Genomic DNA, 21,615 nt, shown 5'->3' with positions numbered 1-21,615 from the left:
GCCGAACCTGTAGCTGAGGTGGAACCAGAGGAAGAAGTGGAGCTAGAAGTAGAAGCCGAACCTGTAGCTGAGGTGGAACCAGAGGAAGAAGTGGAGCTAGAAGTAGAAGCCGAACCTGTAGCTGAGGTGGAGCCAGAGGAAGAAGTGGAGCTAGAGAATGAAGACTCAGAGGTTAATTTACACCTTCATATGGATGTTACTCCAATTGCTTTTGCAATGTTATATACATTATTTGCAGAGAAAAAACTTTCCAATAAGGATTTTGAAGCTGCTCTAAGGAAATTAGATGAGTTCAAACCCCATTATGAGGGATGAGAAATGGCATACTATATTTGAATGTACAAAAGCAGGAGTGAAATTGGAAAAGCTGCAAAAACAGCTCGTGATTCAACAAGATCATAAACCATTTTCACATAAAATACACTAAACGAAAGAAGAAAGTACGGCAGTGAAAATTGCCGTCTTTTTTATGTTTGTCTGCGTAATAGGCGAATTGCATTGCAATAAATATTTCTTTCCAGATTATTTTTAGCATTTTATTTTACAGTTACTCGAGCATATTTAATGATGATCCACTCAAAGTTCGAGTAGTCAAAAAAATATCACTATAACAGTTTTTTTGGATTATTCAAAGTAATTATAGAAATATTTTATAACAAATGTAATGAACGGACTGTTTTTTTAGGGATTTTTCGATTGTTATTTATTTCACAATACTATGTTTTCTACAACATGAACCAACGAAAATAGTAGAAAAAGCTTAATAATATAGGGAAAAACGGTAAATTAAGCACTATGTTTTGATTTAAAATAATTAAATTGAAATAAAAATTTATCAGAAATTTACTTTTTGTTTTTATATTTTTCAACATGAATATGGTAAAAAAATTTATTGACTCTAATAGAAAATATTAATATACTGAAAATTAGAAAAGCAGAATTTTAGGAGGTGATGGAAATGGTAGTAAACTACAATAATGTTTTTATGAAAAGAGAAGGACCTGTTATATAAAAAGAACGATCATGACTTAAATTAGATACAAGTACTTTTACATAAGAACTAGAACAGAAGTTTCTAAGTCAGCAAGTCTCCACTCTGGATCTGTTGGACGGTAAAGTGTATCTAAAAACAGAAGCAGTCTTGAATTTTTGCAAAAAATCTACATCAAAATTTGTGAATGTCGACAGAGAATACGGCAGACAGAACGACGAGGACATCAGGATAGGCCGACAATAATCAGGATTTTGCAGAATTCCGCATTAAGTATTTTCAAAATTCAGACTTTTCCACAATATTGAACACTAAAAAATAAAAGCGATTTCAATTAGAGAAGGAGATTACAATGGCTAAAGTAAACCCAAATGAAATAATTAATAATGGTAAGTTTAACCGTTTTCACTTAATCTTGTTTATCTGGAGCTTCATGGTTATTCTATTCGATGGTTATGATTTATCAGTATATGGAACTGTGCTTCCAATTTTGATGGAAGAGTGGAGTATGACTTCCGTTGAAGCAGGAACAATCGGAAGCTATGGACTATTTGGTATGATGTTTGGTGCAATCATTTTTGGTATTTTAGCAGACCGTATTGGAAGAAAGAAAGTTATTCTTATTAACACTCTATTATTTAGTGCTTTTACATTATTATGTGCCTTTGCTGATAATGGTACGACATTTGCCATCTATCGTTTTATTGCTGGATTAGGACTTGGCGGCATCATGCCGAACGTTGCTGCATTGATTACAGACTATGCTCCTAGGTCAATGAAGGTTAAATTAGTTTCTATTACACTTGTAAGCTTTGCCGTTGGAGGCGCGTTAGCTCCAACTGTTGGCGTTCTTTTAATTAATAATTTTGGCTGGCAGTCTGTATTCTGGGTAGCGGGTTTACCACTTCTTGCTGTTCCATTCATGGCTAAACAATTACCTGAATCAACAAGCCATCTTATTAGAACAGGTAGAAAAGAAGAATTATTTGCCAATCTTTCAAAGATTAACTCACAATTAACCTTTAATAAAACTGATGAAATTGAAGAAGTAAAAGTTACAGAAACAAAAGTTCCTGTTGTTGGTTTGTTTAAAGAGAATCGAGCTCTAAGCACAGTTGCGTTTTGGCTTGCCTTCTTCTGTGCCCTATTAATGGTATATGGACTAAATACTTGGTTACCAAAATTAATGATTGAAGCTGGATACGGACTAAATTCAAGTTTAACATTCCTTATTGCTCTTCAAGGTGGAGCGGTAATTGGAATTCTTGCACTCAGCCCACTATGTGAGAAATATGGATCTAAAAGAGTTATTATCCCGTCTTATATTGCAGGTGCAATTGCTCTAGCTTTACTTGGCTTTGGTGGAAATACAGTATACATTTTCATTTTAATCGCCATTGCAGGTGCTGCAACAACTGGTTCTCAAGTTTTTATTCAAGCCTATGTAACATCCTTCTATCCTTCACAAATGAGATCAACAGCTCTAGGTGTAGCATCTGGTGTTGGAAGATTAGGTGGAATGACTGGCCCAATTCTAGGTGGTTTCTTATTAACCCTTACGGTACCAAACTTCGTGAACTTTATGATATTCTCTGTAGTAGGTGTTGTAGCTGCGATTGCCTTATCATTAGTTGCCGATAGATACTCAGCAATGAATATCCTCGCTAAAGAAGGAAAACAAACAGATTCCTCAAAAGGTAAAGAAGTAGCAGCATCACTTGAATAATGCAATTAACGATGCTCTATATATGAAAAATAATAAATAAAAAAATAAGAAAATCCCCGTCAAAAAGCGGGGATTTTCTTATTTTTTATATTGCAGCAAAGTGAAGTGAAAGAAATGGGACCTGGTGGGATTCAAACCCACAAGATACACAACAGTTTACGATGTAACTGCTGGTTGCTCTATCATTGAGCTACAAGTCCCTAATGATAGTATGAGTCATTTCTTCTTTTATATGTATTGTAAAAGTTAAATTTATTAGATAAAATTTGTGTCGATTTTATGTATTTACAAAATTATAGAAGGAAACTGTCGAAATTAATAGAAATATTATAATTAGTTAGAAATTACAAACTACTAAAAACTAGTGCCCTTTTGAATCATTACTCCTAGGTTAAATCTGAAACGAAATAAAGGAGATGATACATATGTACAGAGGAATGACTTTTTTAGAATTTGTAGAAACGATACGGGAAAGTGCGCGAACGTTACCTGCTCTAGAGATTGATTGGCATAGAATAACACCAGATGGCTTTGCCATTAGGAATGATCTAGATACTACACATCAAGATGTTCTGCTTGCTATTCGGCTGAATAACTATTATCAAAACAATAGTGAGAATGAGTTCCTGCCTCATATAGAAATTGGTGTCCAAAGCTATACAGACCTTGAATGGGAGGGGTCAAGTTTAATCATTCCGCTGTATAATTTAGTTGGAGGCAGTACCGATGGATTTGAAAGTGCTACTGAATTTGTCTCTAATTTAAGCTGTAGGGTTTTGCCTCCAGAACACAAAACAGAATTATTAAAATGCGCCGGCATATTCGATGAGGTTTTCTTCCAAAATCGAGTCTATTATAGAAGATACGATTTTGTTAAATAATAGAGAGACAAGGAGCAGCACAAGCTGCTCCTTTTTAGCTTTTTCTGAGGTATTACAATAGTATTACCTAAACAATACGCTTGACTTATGGAATTATTTTTAATAAAGTTACAAACAGACTGGTTGGAATGTGAGGGTATAGATAAAGAATGGATACAAAGTCACTAATCATAACTATCGCAACAACGCTTTTCCAACAAAAAGGATATATAGGTGTAGGGTTAAACGAAATCCTAAAAGAATGTAATATTTCAAAAGGTTCGCTTTATCATCACTTTCCAAATGGAAAAGAAGAACTGTTAATTGCTTGCCTTCAATCTTTGAAAGAAACAATTACAACAGATATCGTGGAAATCTTTGGACGTTATCAGAATACCAAAAAAGCAACAAACGCAATGATTGAAAAAATAATTCATAATTTAGAAACAGAAGGAACACTGACCGGATACACATTCAGTAGCATTGTAAGTGAAATGGCCTTATTAAGTGATGCTGTAAGAAATGCATGTGCTGAGTTGTATCAGGAAATCGAAAATATTTATGTGAATAAGCTGACAGCTGATGGCTACTCAAAGGAAAATGCCCGTTCTATTGCGCTTTTAATGACGGCTTCTATTGAAGGTGGAATGATGCTTTGCTTAACACAAAAAACAAGCGAGCCGTTAAAAATAATTTCAAAGACAATACCCAATATATTTGATGATAATGTAAACGTAGTGAATCTGTAGATTTACAAAAATGTAAGCATTCTTATATACACAATGTAAGAACATTACTGCAAAAGGCATTATAGACAAGATTTTTTAGTTACTTGACTATAATGCCTTTTTTCATATTTTTAAACTGAAAATTTAGTTAGAGGCCTATAGGAATTCGTTCCTATAGGCGTTTTTTATGAAAATAGGAGTAATAATGCGAGGAATAGGAACTGAAAGGGATACGAAAATGTTCACAAAATAACCATAATAAACGTAACAGGAGTAATTACTACATTGTGATAATTGACTCTATGATGAGCCATAGTGAGGGATGCAAACATGTTATTGAAAGAATTTGCGGTAAATTATGGAAAGAAAAAAACATTTAAAAAAAATAAAAGTTTCCAGCTAAATTCGGATCAAACCTTGTTTTATATAAAAAGCGGAATTGTAAAACTATTATATGGAAATCAGAAGGAACAGCTAGCAGTTGACATATATAAGGAAGGAGAATTTTTTGGCTATGTTGATGGGATATGTGCATCAGATGACTGTCAATTGAAAGCGGTATTTATTGAAGATACTGAATTGATTTGTTTGGATAATGAAACAGTCTTAGATCATTCTGCCATAAATACAGACATTAGAATCAGCTTTATCAGGACGGTAGAAAAATTATTATTTGATGCGACTGCAAGAATCATAAATCTTTCAATTCTGAAGAAAAGAGAGACTATTTTTACTATATTACATTATCTTACGACTAAGTTTGGAAAAGTTTTAACAAATGGAAAAATAATGTTGAAAGTTAAACTAAATGATACAGACCTCAAAGAACTATGTCATACTTCACGGGAGTATGTCAACCGCACATTATCCTCTCTTAAGGAAGAGGGGATTTTGGAAAAGGAGAATGGGTATTTCGTTTTTTCTAGTAAAGAGGATCTTAAACGTTTGATCTATTAAATATAAAAATTTTCTCTAAAAAAGTACAGTTGCTAAGTTGTTGACAGAAGATTCTGTTAATATAAGAAGAAAGGATATAGGGTGGAGGGGTAGTACGAAAAATGACAACCAAATCAATGATTATTGACATCTCGACAATTCTTTTCCAGCAAAAAGGTTACAAAGGCGTTGGATTAAACGAAATATTAAAAGAATGCAAGGTTACGAAGGGCTCACTCTATCATCATTTCCCAAATGGAAAGGAAGAATTGCTTATTGCCTGCCTCAATTCCATGAGTTGCGCGATAACGACGGACATTGTGGATATTTTTAAACGATGCCAATCGACTAGAGAGGCTGTAAAAGTGATGATTGAGCAATTAATCGGCGACTTTGAGCGACAAGGCACGATAGCCGGTTATACTTTTACCAGCATCGTTAGTGAAATGGGATCAATGAGTGAACCCGTCCGAATTGCCTGTTCAGATCTCTACATAAAGATGCAGGGAATTTATCGTAGAAAGCTATATGAGGATGGATTCTCCAAAGAAGCTGCAGAATCATTGGCACTTATGATGACTGCTACAATCGAAGGCGGGATCATGCTCTGTTTAACGAAAAAAACTAGCGAGCCGCTCCAAATCATTTCATATGAATTAGTAAACCTTTTAAAGGAGCATCAATGACAGTAATGGAGCATAATACAACAAACGCTGATTTTTAGACTATTATCTATTCATCATTTGATGAATAATAGCTAAAAACCAGCGTTTGTTTATTTAAAAATAGAAAACCTTCTACTTTTTGCTAGTAATATATATTTTAGTAATAAATTCTAATAACACTATATGTTAATTACACAATAAAAATATAAATATAAACATACCTCGTCCATAATATGCGCTACTAGCAATACATCCAGCTCGTTAAAAACTACTAAATCATAAAAAAATGATCGGATATTAATTATGATTTAGCAGTTCTTTCTGTCATTTCTAATCTTAAAAAAGCTTCAAACCACATTTTCCATTCAACCATTTCTCCTCAAACTCTAAAGGAGGTAAGGGCTTGCTGATCCCGTAGCCTTGAGCGCAGTCGCAGCTAATAGAAGAGAGGAAGCAGTATTCTTCTTGTCCTTCCACGCCTTCAGCAATTACCTTTAAATCTAACTGCTTTGCCATAGCAACGATTGTTTTGACGATTGCTTTTTTATCATTGTCTTGATTCATATCCATCACAAATGATCGATCAATTTTCAAGGAATTCAGTGGATATTTCTTTAAATAACTAAGGGATGAGTAGCCCGTGCCAAAATCATCCATTGCAATTTGAATGCCGAGGCCCTTTAAGGCCTGTAATTTCTCAATGATGATTTCTGCTTCATACATGGCAATACTTTCTGTCACTTCTAGAATAAGATATGACATATCAAGGGATGATTCTGCCACTGTATTCTTCACCATTGAGACAAATTGTGGGTCAAGTAGCTGCATAACAGAAACATTTACACTAACTTTAATAGGCTTGTAGCCTTTCTTCTGCCAACGGAAATTTTGCTCCAGCGCCGTTTTTAGAACCCATTTACCAATGAGCATAATCATCCCTGTTTCTTCGGCAACAGAAATAAATTCGTCAGGAGGTGTCTGTCCAAGATACTCATTGTTCCAGCGAAGTAGTGATTCAACAGCTATTATCTCATTCGACGTTAAATCAACTATCGGCTGATAATGAAGTTGGAATTCCCCTTTTTCGAGAGCGGTCCGCAATTGTTTTTCAATAATCATTTTTCGATAAAAATGATAGTGCATCTCTTCGGTAAAGAGCTGGTAGTTATTTTTACCTTTTTCCTTTACATAGTACATCGCGGTATCGGCATGTTTTATGAGCGTTTTTGCATCATCACCGTCTTTTGGAAAAAGACTGATTCCAATACTTGGTGTAACATAATAATCACTGCCCTCGATTGTAAATCCATTCTTAAAAGAATCCAGTAAGGCCTTTGCAAGTACTTCACTTGTTTTTTCATTATGGTTCGGAAGGAGAATCGTAAATTCATCCCCTCCAAGGCGATAGACCTTTGCTCGATTACAGCATCTTTCCTCAATTAATTGATTTAAACGGTTCGAAACTTCAATTAAAAGGAGGTCACCGATATCATGACCAAGCGTATCATTAATATATTTAAAGCGGTCTAAATCAAGAAACATAATGGCGTTTTGCGTTTTTTCTACTTTAGAAAAAGCAAGTATATTTGTTAAATCCTCATTAAACATTCTACGGTTAGGCAGCCCTGTTAACGCATCATGATAAGCCTGATATTTGATTTCATCTTCATACTGTTTCCGCTCTGTAATATCGGTGGAAACGGCAAGAAGTATGTCACTTTCTTCAGATTTAATGGGTATTTTGGATGTCTGGACCCAAATGACTGCACCTGTTCTAGATGTAATGGACTCCTCACGAATAAACTGTTTACTACCATCATTCATGATCCATGTTTCATTTTGAGCTTTATGTCTTGAATCATCAGGAAATGGAAAAATGTCATTGTCTGTTTTTCCAATCATTTCATGTGTGTTCAATCCCAATATATTAGCATAGGCTTGGTTCACTAGAGTATAACGGCCATTTTGATCATATGCATAGATATAATTGGGATTCAAATCAATCACTTGGCTCAGAAACTTTCTTTGTTCTGTAAGTTTATTATTCATTTCACCGACTACCTGCAAATGCATCCTGCTGACTAAAATTAATAGTGCAATAGCAAAAACCATTACAGTTATAGAACTCGGATACAATCTTGATTCCGGAAATAAATTTAATATCGCAATTAGATATCCAATAGATGTATTAATATTAAAATTAATTAAGAAGGAGCGCATACTCTTATTTTGAACATCCTTACTAATCAATAAGCAGATTAAAACACTGAATATAAAAAGAAACACGTTGGAATTAAAAATCCAGCCAAGTTCACCGGAAACAGGAAAATAAAAATCAATTGTCCCTGTTCGAATTAATTCCAGGTCCTTTACTCCTTCGTGGCTCCAGCTTGTAAGATAGGCTAAAAAGGAAACAGTGTAGAAAAAAATAAGCGTTTTGCGGTTCACCAATTTACGCCATTTACTCTTAGATTCATTTGGTAATTCCTCTTGGACGATCATATAGGCAATATGAAATAGGCTTGCGGTCACCATAATTGAGCCAAATCGGAATAGAATAAATAAAAACTTTATCTGCTCTTTTTCTAGAAAATCACCAGCATATAAAAAGGAAACATCCAGCTGCCAAAAAGCTGAAAATAGCAAAAAGAGAAAAATGACTTTTGATAGGTTATTATTTTTAAATAAGACGAGTATGGTGATTCCAATCCAAAGTGGAATACTCGCAATCAAACATAATAAAAGAAAAAACATGGAAAAAGGTCCTCCTAGGCATTGCTCAATAATAAACAGGCATTATTCCCGCTGTTTCCATGGGTTGTAATACACACAGATTCGATCGTTTTCGATTTCGGTTCAAATATAATTGGGATATCTTCAAATCCATCACCTGTGGTTTTGATGGTAGGAGGAATAAAGCCGTATTCCATTGAGATTAGAGACGATATGATTTGTATTGCACCCATTGCACCAAATGCATGTCCCATCGTTCCTTTGATGGAAGTAATCGGTACTTCAGATCCGAATGTCTCTTTTAAAATAAATTTTTCTATGTTATCGTTTGTTTCAATACCAAGCGCCTGGCTGTTAACGTAGCTTGGTTTATGTTCTCCTACAGTATCTTGAAACACTTTAAGCATATGTTGCCCAGATTTATCTGAAGATAGTAGTTTCTGACCTTCATTCCTTGAGACAACCTGATCAATTTTCCCGTAGATTTGTTGTTTTCGCTTTTGTGCGGATTGCTCCTTTTCTAATACAAGTACTCCGGCACCTTCTGCTAGTACAAACCCTTGATTTTTACTTGAAAAAGGAACGCCTGCTTCGTTAATACTAGTTTCAGTAGAAAGAGTTTTTAATTTTTGAAAACTATTAATTGTCCACTGACATAGAGGAGCATCTGTACCACCAATGATACAAGCATCTACTGTCCCGGACTCAAGTAATAATTTACCCATCATCGCTGCATCAATGCTTGCTGTACATCCTGTTGTCAATGTAAAAGATGGGCCATTCAAACCGAGGGCTTCTGCAATAGATTCAGATAAGGTATGGCTATCGACCCAGGAGATGGCTTGAATTGGCATTGTTTTTAAGTTAAATGCCACAGAAGAGTGCTCCTCAATTTCAGTAATGGATCCTGCGGAAGTTCCCATGATGACAGCAACTCTGTGTGGTTCATAATTGTTTAAGTGTGCCATATCCATTGCATCTAATGCAGCTGCAATAGCTAATCTTGTTGAACGAGCGTAGCGTTTATAGCTTCTGCCTTTAATATGGTGAAAGTCCTGATCTATTTTTCCTGCAACAATTGGTGGGAAATCGTGCTGAGGATCATTTTTTAATAGACTTTGAGTGCAAATCCCATTTTCTAGAACATTCAAGAAATTAGATTTATCTGAAATCCCAGGGGCTTTAATTCCATAACCAGTAATAACAATGTTGTCCAGATTAATCACCTGCAATTTTCGACTTTATTCTATTATATCCGACAAATCTATTCAAAAAAAGCATAATATACTAGGACATTAGTTCCGTATAATGCCGTTTTATCGGACTCCTGGTTAATTTCAAAACTTTTGAAGAAGTCTGACAGTGATAAAAGTCACAGTTTAGAGGGTGGTTATTTCTTTATAATGAAAGCAGTATAACTATTAACTTATATCTAATAACTTAATAATAGGAGAAAACAAAAATGGATTATGAAGTTGAACTTAATAAAGCATTGCAAAGGTTAAGTGATATTGAACTAGCTTTAAATGAGTCTTCTATTGTTGCTATTACAGATAACAAGGGCATCATTCAGTTTGCAAATGACAAGTTTTGCAAACTGTCTAAATATAGTAAAAAAGAATTAGTTGGAAGTAATCAAAATATAGTAAAATCGGGTTATCATGATCACGAGTTTTTCAAGGAATTATGGAGAACCATTGGCAGAGGGGAAATATGGAAGGGTGAAATCAAAAACAGGGCAAAGGATGGGACCTATTATTGGGTAGATACGACCATAGTCCCTTTTCTAAATGAAAAGAAAAAGCCCTACCAATATATTTCAATCCGCCATGATATTACAGTACGTAAAGAGTATGAAGAAGAAGTTAAAAAGATGGCCTACTATGATTCCCTTACATCGTTACCTAATCGTAATATGCTAGACAAGTGGGTGAATAGCCGACTTATAGAAAACAATAGTTTCACTGTCTTATTTTTGGACCTGGATCATTTTAAATCAATTAATGATAACTATGGACACCATAATGGGGATTTAGTTTTAAAAGAAGCTGCCACAAGATTAAAGAATTGTCTGCGCAAATCTGATTTTATTACACGTCAAGGCGGAGACGAATTTATTATTATTCTAAATGGAGTATTTGAAAAGAATGATATTTTAAATATTGTAGAAAAAATAAACTATCAATTAAACCTTCCGTTTCAAGTGAATATGAAAAAAATTACTACATCAGCCAGTATCGGAATAAGCCGGGAGAAAATAATTAGGATAGAAAGCATCCAATATTCTATCGAAAAATTGATTAAACAGGCTGACACTGCCATGTACCATGCTAAAGATCAGGGTGGTAATACGTATTGCTTTAATACACCTAATCAAAATTCAGAACTGGAAAGATATTATCAGCTAGATCAAGAAATAGTAAATGGATTGGATAAAAAACAATTCTTCATTGTGTATCAGCCTTTAATTCAATTGAATAGTAATAAAATTGTAGGAGTGGAAGCACTGTTGCGTTGGAATCATCCTACCCTAGGTTCTATATCTCCCATTGAGTTTATACCAATGTTAGAAGAGAAGGGGTTAATCATCCCTGTCGGTAGATGGGTACTAAAATCAGTCTGTGAACAATTAAATAATTGGCATAGAGAAGGAATCGAATTAGAACGGGTTTCAATCAATGTATCCCCTGTACAATTTAGAAATGAAAATTTTGTAGATGACTTTAGAGAAATATTACAGGAAAATCAAATAAAACCAAACCTTTTAGAAATTGAAATTACGGAAGGGATATTAATAAACATAGACCGTGCAGCTAAGATTATCGATGATTTAAAGGAATTAGGAGTTAAAATTGCTATTGATGATTTTGGGACAGGATATTCATCGCTTAACTATCTTAAAAGGCTGCCAATTAATACAATAAAAATTGATAAATCATTTATACACGATTTAGATTTTGACAATGAAATTATTGTAAATACCATTATTTATCTTGGGAAACAATTAAACTTTACCGTTTTAGCTGAAGGAATAGAAAATAGTGAACAATTATCATATCTTCAAGGTCAAAATTGTAACGAGGGTCAAGGGTACCTTTGGAGTCAGCCTGTAACAGGAGATGAAATTCAAAGAATCTATTACTCAACATTACAGAAACGTTAAGTAGTGTATGATGTTTAATATCAGCTTTATCTACCATGAAGAATAAGAAAGCCTAATTTTTCACTAAAGTTACCGAAAAATTAGGCTTTTGCTATTCCTTTATTATCATAAATTCTAACAAGTAACACTATGTGCTAATTACACAATACAATTTATGGAGAGCTCGTCCCAAGTAATCATCATAACAATTAATCAAGCTCGTAAGGACTGCTAAATCAAAACCAATTGGTCACGATTTCATTAACTGCAAACAGCAATAAAAAAGAAACCCTGATAACAAGGTTTCTTTTACGTCCCAGAAGGGATTCGAACCCCCGACCTACAGTTTAGGAAACTGTTGCTCTATCCTGCTGAGCTACTGGGACATCGTGACATTTATTTATTATAATCATTTAGTTTAATTTGGTCAATTCTTTTAAAGGGATTTTTGGCGATGTTTCTAGAATGGGAATAATCTGTAATCTGATAACTCATACACCGAAATAAATAAGGAAAGGGAGAGTACCTCCCAATCCCTCATCGTTTAACAGTAATTAGCCTGTCTTGTTTTTCAACAACTTCCCCGATAATCCAGGATTCCTGACCAGCAGCTTTCAAGGCTTGGACATATTTTTCAGCATCCTCAGTGTTAATGGATACTAACAGCCCGCCTGATGTAATAGCGTCACAAAGAATGATTTGTTCTTCAGGAAGAATATCCTGATAGTTTACATCCTTTTCAAGCCACTTATGATTGGATTTCGATCCGCCTGGCACGACGCCATCCTTTGCTAGTTGGAGAGCGCCATCTAAGATAGGTACTTTATGATAGTGAATCACAAGTGTGACATTGCTTCCGGATGCCATTTCACTGCCATGGCCTAACAAGCCAAATCCGGTTACATCTGTAACAGCACTAGGTGTAAAATCGCTTAGTACCTCTGCAGCCTGTTTATTTAACATGGCCATTGTCTCGGTAACCGTTTTTTCCTGTTCTGGCGTAACAGCACCTCGTTTAATTCCAGTTGTTAGAATTCCAACCCCAATCGGTTTGGTTATAACAAGGACCTCTCCAGGCTTTGCACCGACATTTTTCCAAAACTTATCTGGATGAACAATTCCCGTCACGGATAAACCGTATTTCGGCTCCTGATCATCAATGGAATGTCCTCCAACAAGGACAGCGCCGGCTTCTTTGATTTTATCGTTACCACCGCGTAAAATTTCAGCCAGCATTTCTCCGCCAAGCTTTTTCACAGGATAACCGACCATATTTAGGGCTGTTTTTGGCTTTCCGCCCATGGCATAGACATCGCTTAGGGCATTTGCCGCAGCTATTTGACCAAACATATATGGATCGTCTACCACAGGGGTAAAATAGTCAATCGTTTGGATTAATGCAATAGAATCTGTCAGTTGATATACACCTGCGTCATCAGATGTTTCTCGTCCGACTAAGAGCTCAGGTACTTGCTCTTGTTCAGGTAATAAGCGCAATACTTGCGCTAAGTCCTCAGGACCAATTTTGCAGCCTCAGCCGGCTTTTGTTGATAATGAAGTTAGACGAATTTTCTCTTGCTCGCTCACAGGACTTCACCTCCAAGCTTCAGTATACAAGTTTTTTATTTTTAATGCACTTGAATATGAATTTTGCCAAAAAAAATCCTCTTTCAATAAAGAGGACGTTTCTTATTTTCCTATTATGATGAAAGCTTGACAACACGAGTAATACCTTTACATTTAGTATGCTTTGAGATAAATACTTCTAGAATACCGCCTGAAAAACTGGCTGTTACCTGATGAGTTAGGATGTCAAAAGGAAAAGGGATTTTTCGTCTTTTCGGTTCAATTTTTGTGTCATTTTTACCAGCTTGAATCCAAATGGAATCATCCTTGAGAAGCACCTCGATTTCACTTGCGTTGTATTCCTCCAGTAATGCTTCAATAATAAACTCCTCGGCTGTTTCAAATAAATCAATGCGAAATGTTGTCTCATCAAGATAGGAAGTTAAAGGATCTAAAAAAAATGTCTCAAGCCATTTGTCAATGACACTTAGATCAAGCGGCTTTTCATCTTTTTCTTGTACCATCATTCTCTGATCCCCCTTACGATATTTTAGGGTATGCATGAGATAATGAAAGGTGAAAAATGCTATAATAAAGAAGCTGCTTAGAAGCTACTTACGTTTTTGGAGGGATCTCTTGTGAGACATTTATTAAAAGCATTACCTCCCGTTCATGAATTGCAAAAAAATGAGCGGTTTAAACGGTTTATGGACCAATTTGGAATTGATCAATTAAATTTGACTGCTGTTTTATCAAATGTATTAAATGATGTAAGACAGTTGATTTTGAAAAATGAATGGTCGGGTCCTGAACCTGGCAATGAAGGCTTTTTAAATGAAATTTTTTTGAAACTGGAGCAAAGTATTCTCCAACAATATAGCTATACGTTAAAAAATGTCATAAATGCGACAGGAACCATTTTACATACAAATTTAGGTAGAGCAAGATTGAGCGAGCAAGCGGTAAAGCATGTAACAGAGATTGCCAGACAGTATTCAAACTTAGAATATAAACTAATTGAAGGGGAACGTGGTTCAAGACATACCCATGTTGAAGAGCTTATCAAACGAATTACTGGCGCCGAGGCTGCGATGGTAGTGAATAATAATGCGGCTGCTGTTTATATTATTTTACGTGCGTTAGCCTATGAAAAAGAAGTGATTGTCTCAAGAGGTCAGCTTGTTGAAATTGGCGGTTCTTTCCGAATTTCATCCATTATGGAGGAAAGCGGAGCCCGGCTTGTTGAGGTGGGTACAACCAATAAAACGCATCTGTATGATTACGAAAAGGCATTAAATGAAGAAACAAGAATGATATTAAAAGTACATACAAGTAATTTTAAAGTAATGGGATTTACTGAGTCAGTCGAAACGGAGGAATTGGCTGAGCTCGCAGTCAAACATGAGCAGGTTATTTTTTACGAGGATTTAGGCAGCGGTGTTTTATATGACTTCCGTAAGCATGGCATCGGGGATGAACCGGTTGTTGGAGAAGTATTAAAAATGGGTGCAGACCTTGTTTCGTTTAGTGGAGACAAACTGCTTGGCGGACCGCAAGCGGGCATTATTGCCGGCAAAAAGAAGCTTATTGACCAATTGAAAAAACATCAGCTTGCACGTGTATTGCGAGTAGATAAAATGACCCTTGCTGCATTGGAAGGGACTCTGATGCACTATGCAAAAGGAAAAGAGGAGCTTACGAACATTCCCGTTGTTAGGGATTTATTAGCAGGAGAAGAAGAGTTGAAGCATCGAACGGAGGCTTTTGTAGAAAAGCTTGAAAAAGCAAGTGACCGATATCAGTGTTCTATCATTGAAGGAACCAGCCAAGTTGGAGGAGGGACCATGCCTGATGTGGAACTGCCAACCTATGTAGCTGCTTTAACACATAAGGAGCTAACAGCTGAAAAAGTAGCAGCATTGTTAAGGACGAAGCCATCGCCTGCCATTGTGGTTCGAATTCAAAAGGAAGAGATACAAATTGATTTGCGAACAGTCAGTGACGAGGAAGAAGCATTGCTTGTTAAAGCACTTGCTGAACTAGTTTAGTAATGAGAAGAGCAAATAAAGAACGTAGACTACAGTGTTTTTCTGAAGTCTACGTTTATGTTTTGTAATTTTATTTACATATCATGGTGTGACTTGCTTTTTTGTCTCGTATGGTTACGATTTTTTACTTTATGTGATCCGCTTAATGGTTCAGGCTGCCCTGAAGTTTTTGGCTGGTTTCTGCGGATATCTTTCCCGTCGTTTCTATTTACCATTTGTCATCCCTCCTCACTCTATAGGATGAGAAATTGAACTGATTTTATGCTGAATATTTTCCTGTATGTTTGCACAATTTAACTTTACATACTGGGCAAAGGGGGGATTATTCAACATGCCATATCACAAAAATAAGCAGCAGGCTTTTCAAGCTGCACAACAGGGTGTAGAACATGCGCAAGAGACCTATTTTGACATTGTTACAGACTCAGCTAGCTATGGGAGCCAGCTAAAGCATTTACAAAAAGAAGTAAATGAAGCCTATCAGCAAATTGAAAATGCAATGGAAGTTGCTTCTGAACACCAGCGTGTTCAACTTGAAAGATTTCAAAATGACCTGCGTAGTATGGTAGATGAAGTAAATGGAACACTTTAATCAACAAAAGCCCTAAGTAAGGGGTTTTTGACAAATTATTAAAATTTTCACGACCTGTGTAGAATTTATTCTATACAGGTTTTTAAATTGGGGAATTAATATAACAATGTATCTAACACTCACAAATGAAGTACGATTTTGTTTTTATATTAAAAAAACACACCTTTTCAGCAAGTTAGTTCATTGATGGACTAAAAGAATTAGAATATAATCACAATAATTTAACGTTTTCATTATTTGTGAGGTGAAGGATTTGAATAAGATAGCTGTGTTAACAAGTGGTGGTGATGCTCCGGGAATGAACGCAGCAATAAGGGCAGTGGTTAGGAAAGCCTTATATCATGATATGGAAGTTTGTGGGGTTTATCGAGGATACTCTGGTCTTATTGATGGTGAAATAGAGCCATTCCACTTAGGGTCTGTGGGGGATATTATCCATCGTGGCGGAACGATATTACATAGCTCTAGAAGTGAAGAGTTTAAAACGTATGAGGGACAGAGGAAAGCTATTGAAAATTTATCTAAACACGGGATAGAAGGAATAGTTGTTATAGGCGGGGATGGTTCCTATCGTGGAGCTAAAAAGCTGAGTGAATATGGGATTGCTGCCATAGGCGCACCTGGAACAATTGATAATGATATTAATGGTACTGATTTTACGATAGGATTTGATACAGCACTAAACACAATTATTGATGCGGTTGATAAAATTAGGGATACGGCGATGTCTCATGAAAAGACCTTTCTTATTGAAGTCATGGGACGTGCAGCAGGTGATTTAGCATTGTGGAGTGGCTTAGCAGGTGGAGCAGAGAACATATTAATACCAGAGGGACCAAATAATGTAGAAGAAATTATTGAACGACTAAATTACAGTAGAAGACGAGGAAAACGACATAGTATGATTATTGTTGCAGAGGGAGTGGGCAGTGCCGCTGAAATAAGTAAAGAAATAAATAGGCTGGCAAATATAGATACTCGAGTGACAACTCTTGGCCATCTTCAGCGAGGGGGAAATCCAACTGCATTTGACAGAGTTCTAGCAAGCAGACTGGGAGCCTATGCCGTTGATTTATTACGTGAGGGTAAGACTGGGGTAGCAGTTGGAATGGAGAAAAATGAATTAGTACATTATTCCTTTGATAACCTATTCACAATGCCAAATAAAAAGGCAGAGGTCATGTATGATTTAGTAGGTCAGTTATCCATCTAGTATATAAAAACAGACACCTATTTCTAAAAAAAACACACCTGTCTCCCGTTAATTTTCAGTATAATCAGAATATACAAAAACATAAGGACTTAGTTCCTAATGCACCTAATGTAAATGGAATGATGAGTCCTACTATGTATGTAAGCGTATACAGGTTATTATTTTGAAAGGGTGATAGTATTGCAAAACTTTGAAACTATGAACAAAAGCTATATTAATGGAGAATGGACAAGAGGGAAGAGTAATCGAAACTATGATATTACCAATCCTTTTGATGACTCATTGATTATGACTGTGCCTTTAGCAACGAAAGAGCAAGTAGCAGAAGCTTTTGAGATTGCAAAGGAAGCCCAAAAGGCATGGGGAAAAAGTACAGTAGAGGAACGTCGTAGTGTATTGCATAAAGCAGCAAACTATTTAAAAGAAAATCGTGATGAAATCGTTAATGTTATAAGCCGTGAAACAGGAGGAACCATTTTAAAAGCAAACGTTGAATTACATTTAACGCTTGAATTCCTTGAAGAATCGATTAAATATGCAGATGAAATCTATACGGTAAAAGAAGCGCCAAGCCATGTGGAAGGTAAGCTAAATCACATTCATCGTATTCCGTTAGGTGTTGTTACATCCATTTCACCATTTAATTTTCCAATGAATCTATCCATGCGGACAATTGCACCAGCCATTGCTCTAGGAAATAGTGTTGTGCATAAGCCGGATATTCAAGTTGGACTAAGTGGCGGAATTATTCTGGCGAAAGCATTTGAACATGCAGGGCTGCCAAAGGGTGTTCTTAACGTAATCATGACTGACGTTGAAGAAATTGGCGATGAATTGCTAGCGAATCCTATTTCTAAATTAATCAGTTTCACTGGGTCTACAGCTGTGGGACGTAAAATTGGTGAGATTGCTGGACGTAACTTGAAACGTGTTGCCCTTGAGCTAGGTGGGAATAGTCCATTAATTGTCTTATCAGACGCAGATGTTGATCGTGCGGTTGATGCAGCCATTTTCGGGAAGTTCATTCATCAAGGTCAAATTTGTATGATCATCAATCGAATCATTGTTCATCAAGATGTTCATGAAGAGTTTGTGACAAAGTTCGTAGAAAGAGCAAAAGCACTGACGTACGGTGATACAAGTGATCCAAATACCGTTATTGGACCATTAGTAAACAAAACACAAATGGCCAAAGCACTTAAATTTATTGAAGATGCGAAGGCAGAGGGAGCAACAGTTGCACTAGAGGGCCAACGTATTGGGAATGTTTTGACGCCATATGTTTTCACCAATGTGAATAACTCTAGCAAACTTGCACAAAGTGAATTATTTGCACCAATTGCAACGATCATTAAAGCGGAAACAGATGAACAAGCGATTGAGTTTGCTAATGATACAGAACATGGTCTAAGTTCGGCAATCTTTACGAATGATTTACAACGCGGCGAAGAGCTTGCATTACAAGTCGATGCAGGGATGACACATATTAACGACCAAACAGTCAATGATGCACCAGACATTCCATTTGGAGGAAACAAAGCCAGCGGCTTAGGACGATTTGGAAATCCATGGGTAGTAGAGGAATTTACTATCACAAAATGGGTATCGGTGCAAACTAAGTATCGTCAATTTGCATTCTAAACAAGTGAAAAAAGGGAACGATTTAGTAACTAAATCGTTCCCTTTATTGTAATAAATTCTGTTTTTCCGTGAATTTTTTTATATTGCATTGGAGTTAAGCCTGTTACCTTTTTAAACGTTTTTGAGAAATGTTTTACCTCAAAAAAGCCCACTTTTGACGCAATGTCAGCGACTAATAAATTTTCAGAGGAGGAAATTAATTCTTTTGCTTTCTGTATTCTATAGGCAACAAGATACTTTATGGGACTCAGCCCCATTTCCTTTGTAAACATTTGAGTTAAATAGGAGTTGCTAATAGTTAAATTCTCAGCAATGAAGTTTACGGTTATATCATCTGCAAAATGCTTATGAATAAAGTCAATGGCTTGAAGAACAAAAGGATTCTTCACCATCGAACTATTCGAAAGCTCTCCTTTTAATAATAAAATATTTTCGATAAAATCATTATACATTTGCTCAATGGACCAATAAAATAATTCCCGTGGAGAATAGCTCTCGCCTAAAGTTTTCATACGAAAGCTACTAAATTTGGTTGAAAATGCACTTAAAAGGGATGCTTGACAGTAATAAAATAAATTATAGCTTAGGCTGGGTTTCACAATATCTAAGAATAGTTTCTTCGTTAAGTCTATTAGTTTAGGATCAGCGATATTAAGGTGGATTAATTCTTTAACCTCTTTAAGTATGTCATCAATGACTTGATAATCAATTTCTTTTTTTACTGATTGTATGTATTCTTCCGTTATTATAGGTGCATCTTGACAAAAGAAATAATAAATCTGCAGCCGGTAAAATGCTTCATAGCCATCTCTAATATCTTCAATGCTTTTAATATAGTTACTTCTAAACTTCAAGGCTGTTTTCATATCCATTACTTTATTAAGTTTGTTTGTAATTTCTGAAAGAACCTGCTGCCGGGTGGCTTCACTTTTAGAATGATCAGCGTTAATGATGATTCCAATTAAAAGTGGATTGATATAAAAAGCTTCACCTCCATGATACGAATCCAGAACGTTTTGACATTCCTTTACAAATTCTTCTCCTACAAAGTAATAGATATTTTTATTAAGATCATGATCGGAGTATTCGATGTCCATTATATTACAAATATATAAATAATATCCTGAGTTTTTTAAATTAAGATCTGCTTTTTCCTTATAATATAAAAATTCATTATATGTAACTCCGCGTAAAATGTCCTTTAAATACTCTGCTTTTTCTAATGTTTTAATCCTCGAGTTCATAATAAGATTTGAATCTTTTGACCCACCGATGGTATTAAACCGACAATTATATTTCTCGATTAATGAGAGGTGAAAAAAATGTTTCAAACGGTTAAGGACATGTTGATTTGGGATGCTGGTAACCGAGTAAGCGATTTCATTTTCAGGATTTAAATGAAATGCCAGTAAGGTTGGAGAAATATTGGCGTGTAATAGATCAACAAGAAAATTTTGCACTTTGACAATGGGATGCATTAATTGAAATATAATAATATCTGCTTTTAATTCAACTGCTTTATCAATACATTTTTCATAGCAACTAGTGACATAAGTTATAGAAAATTCTTTCTTGTTTTTACTGGCGAACGCTGTAATAGTAGGTGAAAGTTCTTCTTCAGCACATAAAATGATTGATAGCATATCAAGCACCTCCAAATAATAAATCAATTCTACAATAGATTTATTATTTTATCTATATCGAAATTTTAATTATTTTAAATTATTTGAATAGTTAAAAAAATAACACCTATTTCTAAAAAATGAACACCAGAATAAAATCTGGTTTAGGTACAATAGGTTTAACAACAAGTTACTGCATGTAAAAAAAGAATGATTAATAATCTAGTAATGAATGCAAAATAGATTACTTTTAATAAGTTAGTTGTAGGCGCATTCAGATTAGTAACAGCAAATTGCTGCACTGGAATTAATTTTTCTTACAGTAAAAACCTAGAAAACAAGGAGGTCTAGTATGGAAAATAACATACGTGATTTTTCGTTAAACCTATTTTCATTAAAAGGTAAGGTTGCTATTGTGACCGGAGCTAATCAAGGACTTGGAATGGCATACGCACTAGCATTTGCAAAAGCTGGCGCAGATTTATTTATTCCACATCTAACAGATGATGTTTCAGAAATTAAACAATTAATTGAGGAAACTGGACAACAGGTAAGGTTTCTCCAAGGTGATTTGACAGATAAAAATTATATCCAAGAGATTGTTGACACATGTATGAGGGAATACGGAAGAATTGACATTCTTGTCAATAATGCAGGGGCAAGTAAGTTTGGTGAATTCACTGAATATCCGGATTCTGCTTGGGAAAAAATCATGGACATTAATTTAAATGCAGTTTACTTCTTAAGCCATAGAGTGGCGAAGGAAATGATCAAACAACGGTCAGGTAAGATTATTAATATTGCCTCGGCACTTGCTTTCACAGCAGATAAAAAATGTCCGCCATACACAACGAGTAAACACGCAATAGTTGGTTTGACCAGAGTTTTTGCAGCTGAAACAGGTCAATACAATATTCAAACCAATGCCATTGCGCCGGGTTTTCTTGTTTCAGAAGTCAATAAAGAAATTAGTCAAAATAAAGAATACTATAACAAAATCAATGACCGTATCCCAGTAGGCCGATGGGGTGATCCTTATGATCTAATGGGAACAGCCTTATTTCTAGCAAGCGGTGCATCAGATTATATTAACGGATATACGATAAACGTAGATGGAGGCTTTGCATCAACGATCTAATAAATTATAAAACG

Annotated in this window: 17 protein-coding genes, 2 tRNA genes and 1 pseudogene; 12 read left to right on the top strand and 8 right to left on the bottom strand. The window is 35.5% G+C overall.

Translation table 11 applies throughout. From position 1 onward, the window contains the following. Positions 1–315, top strand: a pseudogene (locus tag ACHUFV_RS03985) (hypothetical protein); the annotation flags it as partial. Positions 316–1,343: 1,028 nt separating this feature from the next. Beyond that, positions 1,344–2,717, top strand: coding sequence for an MFS transporter (locus ACHUFV_RS03980; protein WP_394232309.1), 1,374 nt, complete (start codon positions 1,344–1,346; stop codon positions 2,715–2,717). A 116-nt stretch (positions 2,718–2,833) separates the two neighbouring features. On the opposite strand, the gene ACHUFV_RS03975 is transcribed toward ACHUFV_RS03980, so the two are convergent. Beyond that, positions 2,834–2,917, bottom strand: a tRNA-OTHER gene (locus ACHUFV_RS03975). A gap of 225 nt (positions 2,918–3,142) precedes the next feature. Between ACHUFV_RS03975 and ACHUFV_RS03970 the strand changes: the two genes are divergently transcribed. From ACHUFV_RS03970 to ACHUFV_RS03955, 4 genes are all read left to right on the top strand, one after another. Next, positions 3,143–3,598: a hypothetical protein gene (locus ACHUFV_RS03970; RefSeq protein WP_394232308.1), complete on the top strand. Its 456-nt coding sequence runs from the start codon at positions 3,143–3,145 to the stop codon at positions 3,596–3,598. A gap of 149 nt (positions 3,599–3,747) precedes the next feature. Beyond that, a complete protein-coding gene (locus ACHUFV_RS03965; protein ID WP_394232307.1) occupies positions 3,748–4,326 on the top strand; it encodes a TetR/AcrR family transcriptional regulator in 579 nt (192 codons plus the stop codon). A 309-nt stretch (positions 4,327–4,635) separates the two neighbouring features. After that, entirely contained in the window at positions 4,636–5,262 is a 627-nt protein-coding gene (locus ACHUFV_RS03960; protein WP_394232306.1) for a Crp/Fnr family transcriptional regulator, read from the top strand. Between the two features lie 101 nt (positions 5,263–5,363). Then, positions 5,364–5,927, top strand: coding sequence for a TetR/AcrR family transcriptional regulator (locus ACHUFV_RS03955; RefSeq protein ID WP_394232305.1), 564 nt, complete (start codon positions 5,364–5,366; stop codon positions 5,925–5,927). Between the two features lie 315 nt (positions 5,928–6,242). Here ACHUFV_RS03955 and ACHUFV_RS03950 read toward each other — a convergent pair whose 3' ends face one another. Together ACHUFV_RS03950 and ACHUFV_RS03945 are read right to left on the bottom strand one after the other, a co-directional pair. Next, positions 6,243–8,660: a putative bifunctional diguanylate cyclase/phosphodiesterase gene (locus ACHUFV_RS03950; RefSeq protein ID WP_394232304.1), complete on the bottom strand. Its 2,418-nt coding sequence runs from the start codon at positions 8,658–8,660 to the stop codon at positions 6,243–6,245. Positions 8,661–8,674: 14 nt separating this feature from the next. Continuing rightward, positions 8,675–9,865 carry a beta-ketoacyl synthase N-terminal-like domain-containing protein gene (locus ACHUFV_RS03945; protein WP_394233370.1) on the bottom strand — a complete coding sequence of 397 codons (1,191 nt, stop codon included), beginning with the start codon at positions 9,863–9,865 and terminating at the stop codon, positions 8,675–8,677. Positions 9,866–10,101: 236 nt separating this feature from the next. On the opposite strand from ACHUFV_RS03945, the gene ACHUFV_RS03940 reads away from it, so the two are divergent. Beyond that, complete coding sequence (locus ACHUFV_RS03940) at positions 10,102–11,802, top strand: sensor domain-containing protein (RefSeq protein ID WP_394232303.1); 1,701 nt, start codon at positions 10,102–10,104, stop codon at positions 11,800–11,802. Between the two features lie 291 nt (positions 11,803–12,093). On the opposite strand, the gene ACHUFV_RS03935 is transcribed toward ACHUFV_RS03940, so the two are convergent. From ACHUFV_RS03935 to ACHUFV_RS03925, 3 genes are all read right to left on the bottom strand, one after another. After that, positions 12,094–12,167, bottom strand: a tRNA-Arg gene (locus tag ACHUFV_RS03935). 151 nt (positions 12,168–12,318) lie between these two features. Then, positions 12,319–13,368, bottom strand: a complete 1,050-nt coding sequence (gene selD, locus ACHUFV_RS03930; protein ID WP_394232302.1) for a selenide, water dikinase SelD — start codon at positions 13,366–13,368, stop codon at positions 12,319–12,321. Positions 13,369–13,481: 113 nt separating this feature from the next. Further along, positions 13,482–13,874 (bottom strand): Hsp20/alpha crystallin family protein, encoded by a 393-nt coding sequence (locus tag ACHUFV_RS03925; RefSeq protein WP_394232301.1) that lies wholly within the window; start codon positions 13,872–13,874, stop codon positions 13,482–13,484. A 111-nt stretch (positions 13,875–13,985) separates the two neighbouring features. Between ACHUFV_RS03925 and selA the strand changes: the two genes are divergently transcribed. Beyond that, complete coding sequence (selA, locus tag ACHUFV_RS03920) at positions 13,986–15,395, top strand: L-seryl-tRNA(Sec) selenium transferase (protein ID WP_394232300.1); 1,410 nt, start codon at positions 13,986–13,988, stop codon at positions 15,393–15,395. 74 nt (positions 15,396–15,469) lie between these two features. Here the strand turns inward: selA and ACHUFV_RS03915 are convergent, their stop codons facing one another. Then, positions 15,470–15,610 carry a small acid-soluble spore protein P gene (locus ACHUFV_RS03915; RefSeq protein ID WP_394232299.1) on the bottom strand — a complete coding sequence of 47 codons (141 nt, stop codon included), beginning with the start codon at positions 15,608–15,610 and terminating at the stop codon, positions 15,470–15,472. A 116-nt stretch (positions 15,611–15,726) separates the two neighbouring features. Here ACHUFV_RS03915 and ACHUFV_RS03910 point away from each other — a divergent pair, with 116 nt between their 5' ends. The 3 genes from ACHUFV_RS03910 to ACHUFV_RS03900 all read left to right on the top strand — a co-directional run bounded on the left by ACHUFV_RS03910 (position 15,727) and on the right by ACHUFV_RS03900 (position 18,841). After that, positions 15,727–15,987, top strand: coding sequence for a hypothetical protein (locus tag ACHUFV_RS03910; RefSeq protein ID WP_394232298.1), 261 nt, complete (start codon positions 15,727–15,729; stop codon positions 15,985–15,987). A gap of 253 nt (positions 15,988–16,240) precedes the next feature. Beyond that, a complete protein-coding gene (gene pfkA / locus ACHUFV_RS03905; protein WP_394232297.1) occupies positions 16,241–17,200 on the top strand; it encodes a 6-phosphofructokinase in 960 nt (319 codons plus the stop codon). 198 nt (positions 17,201–17,398) lie between these two features. Further along, positions 17,399–18,841, top strand: a complete 1,443-nt coding sequence (locus ACHUFV_RS03900) for an aldehyde dehydrogenase family protein (protein ID WP_394232296.1) — start codon at positions 17,399–17,401, stop codon at positions 18,839–18,841. Between the two features lie 29 nt (positions 18,842–18,870). Here ACHUFV_RS03900 and ACHUFV_RS03895 read toward each other — a convergent pair whose 3' ends face one another. Then, positions 18,871–20,484: a helix-turn-helix transcriptional regulator gene (locus tag ACHUFV_RS03895; protein WP_394232295.1), complete on the bottom strand. Its 1,614-nt coding sequence runs from the start codon at positions 20,482–20,484 to the stop codon at positions 18,871–18,873. Between the two features lie 331 nt (positions 20,485–20,815). On the opposite strand from ACHUFV_RS03895, the gene ACHUFV_RS03890 reads away from it, so the two are divergent. Next, positions 20,816–21,601: an SDR family oxidoreductase gene (locus ACHUFV_RS03890; RefSeq protein ID WP_394232294.1), complete on the top strand. Its 786-nt coding sequence runs from the start codon at positions 20,816–20,818 to the stop codon at positions 21,599–21,601. Positions 21,602–21,615 lie beyond the last annotated feature (14 nt).

Source organism: Niallia oryzisoli (assembly GCF_043641075.1).
GTDB classification, from domain to species: domain Bacteria; phylum Bacillota; class Bacilli; order Bacillales; family Cytobacillaceae; genus Bacillus_BD; species Bacillus_BD oryzisoli_A.
This window is presented reverse-complemented; position numbering and strand designations above follow the sequence as displayed.

Excerpts from the sequence above, each read along its gene's own strand:
- ACHUFV_RS03925 (WP_394232301.1), bottom strand. The coding sequence starts at position 13,874 with ATGATGGTACAAGAAAAAGATGAAAAGCCGCTTGATCTAAGTGTCATT.
- ACHUFV_RS03915 (WP_394232299.1), bottom strand. The coding sequence starts at position 15,610 with ATGGTAAATAGAAACGACGGGAAAGATATCCGCAGAAACCAGCCAAAA.
- ACHUFV_RS03965 (WP_394232307.1), top strand. The coding sequence starts at position 3,748 with ATGGATACAAAGTCACTAATCATAACTATCGCAACAACGCTTTTCCAA.
- ACHUFV_RS03955 (WP_394232305.1), top strand. The coding sequence starts at position 5,364 with ATGACAACCAAATCAATGATTATTGACATCTCGACAATTCTTTTCCAG.
- ACHUFV_RS03910 (WP_394232298.1), top strand. The coding sequence starts at position 15,727 with ATGCCATATCACAAAAATAAGCAGCAGGCTTTTCAAGCTGCACAACAG.
- ACHUFV_RS03970 (WP_394232308.1), top strand. The coding sequence starts at position 3,143 with ATGTACAGAGGAATGACTTTTTTAGAATTTGTAGAAACGATACGGGAA.
- ACHUFV_RS03940 (WP_394232303.1), top strand. The coding sequence starts at position 10,102 with ATGGATTATGAAGTTGAACTTAATAAAGCATTGCAAAGGTTAAGTGAT.
- ACHUFV_RS03980 (WP_394232309.1), top strand. The coding sequence starts at position 1,344 with ATGGCTAAAGTAAACCCAAATGAAATAATTAATAATGGTAAGTTTAAC.
- ACHUFV_RS03900 (WP_394232296.1), top strand. The coding sequence starts at position 17,399 with ATGAACAAAAGCTATATTAATGGAGAATGGACAAGAGGGAAGAGTAAT.
- ACHUFV_RS03950 (WP_394232304.1), bottom strand. The coding sequence starts at position 8,660 with ATGTTTTTTCTTTTATTATGTTTGATTGCGAGTATTCCACTTTGGATT.
- ACHUFV_RS03960 (WP_394232306.1), top strand. The coding sequence starts at position 4,636 with ATGTTATTGAAAGAATTTGCGGTAAATTATGGAAAGAAAAAAACATTT.
- ACHUFV_RS03895 (WP_394232295.1), bottom strand. The coding sequence starts at position 20,484 with ATGCTATCAATCATTTTATGTGCTGAAGAAGAACTTTCACCTACTATT.
- ACHUFV_RS03890 (WP_394232294.1), top strand. The coding sequence starts at position 20,816 with ATGGAAAATAACATACGTGATTTTTCGTTAAACCTATTTTCATTAAAA.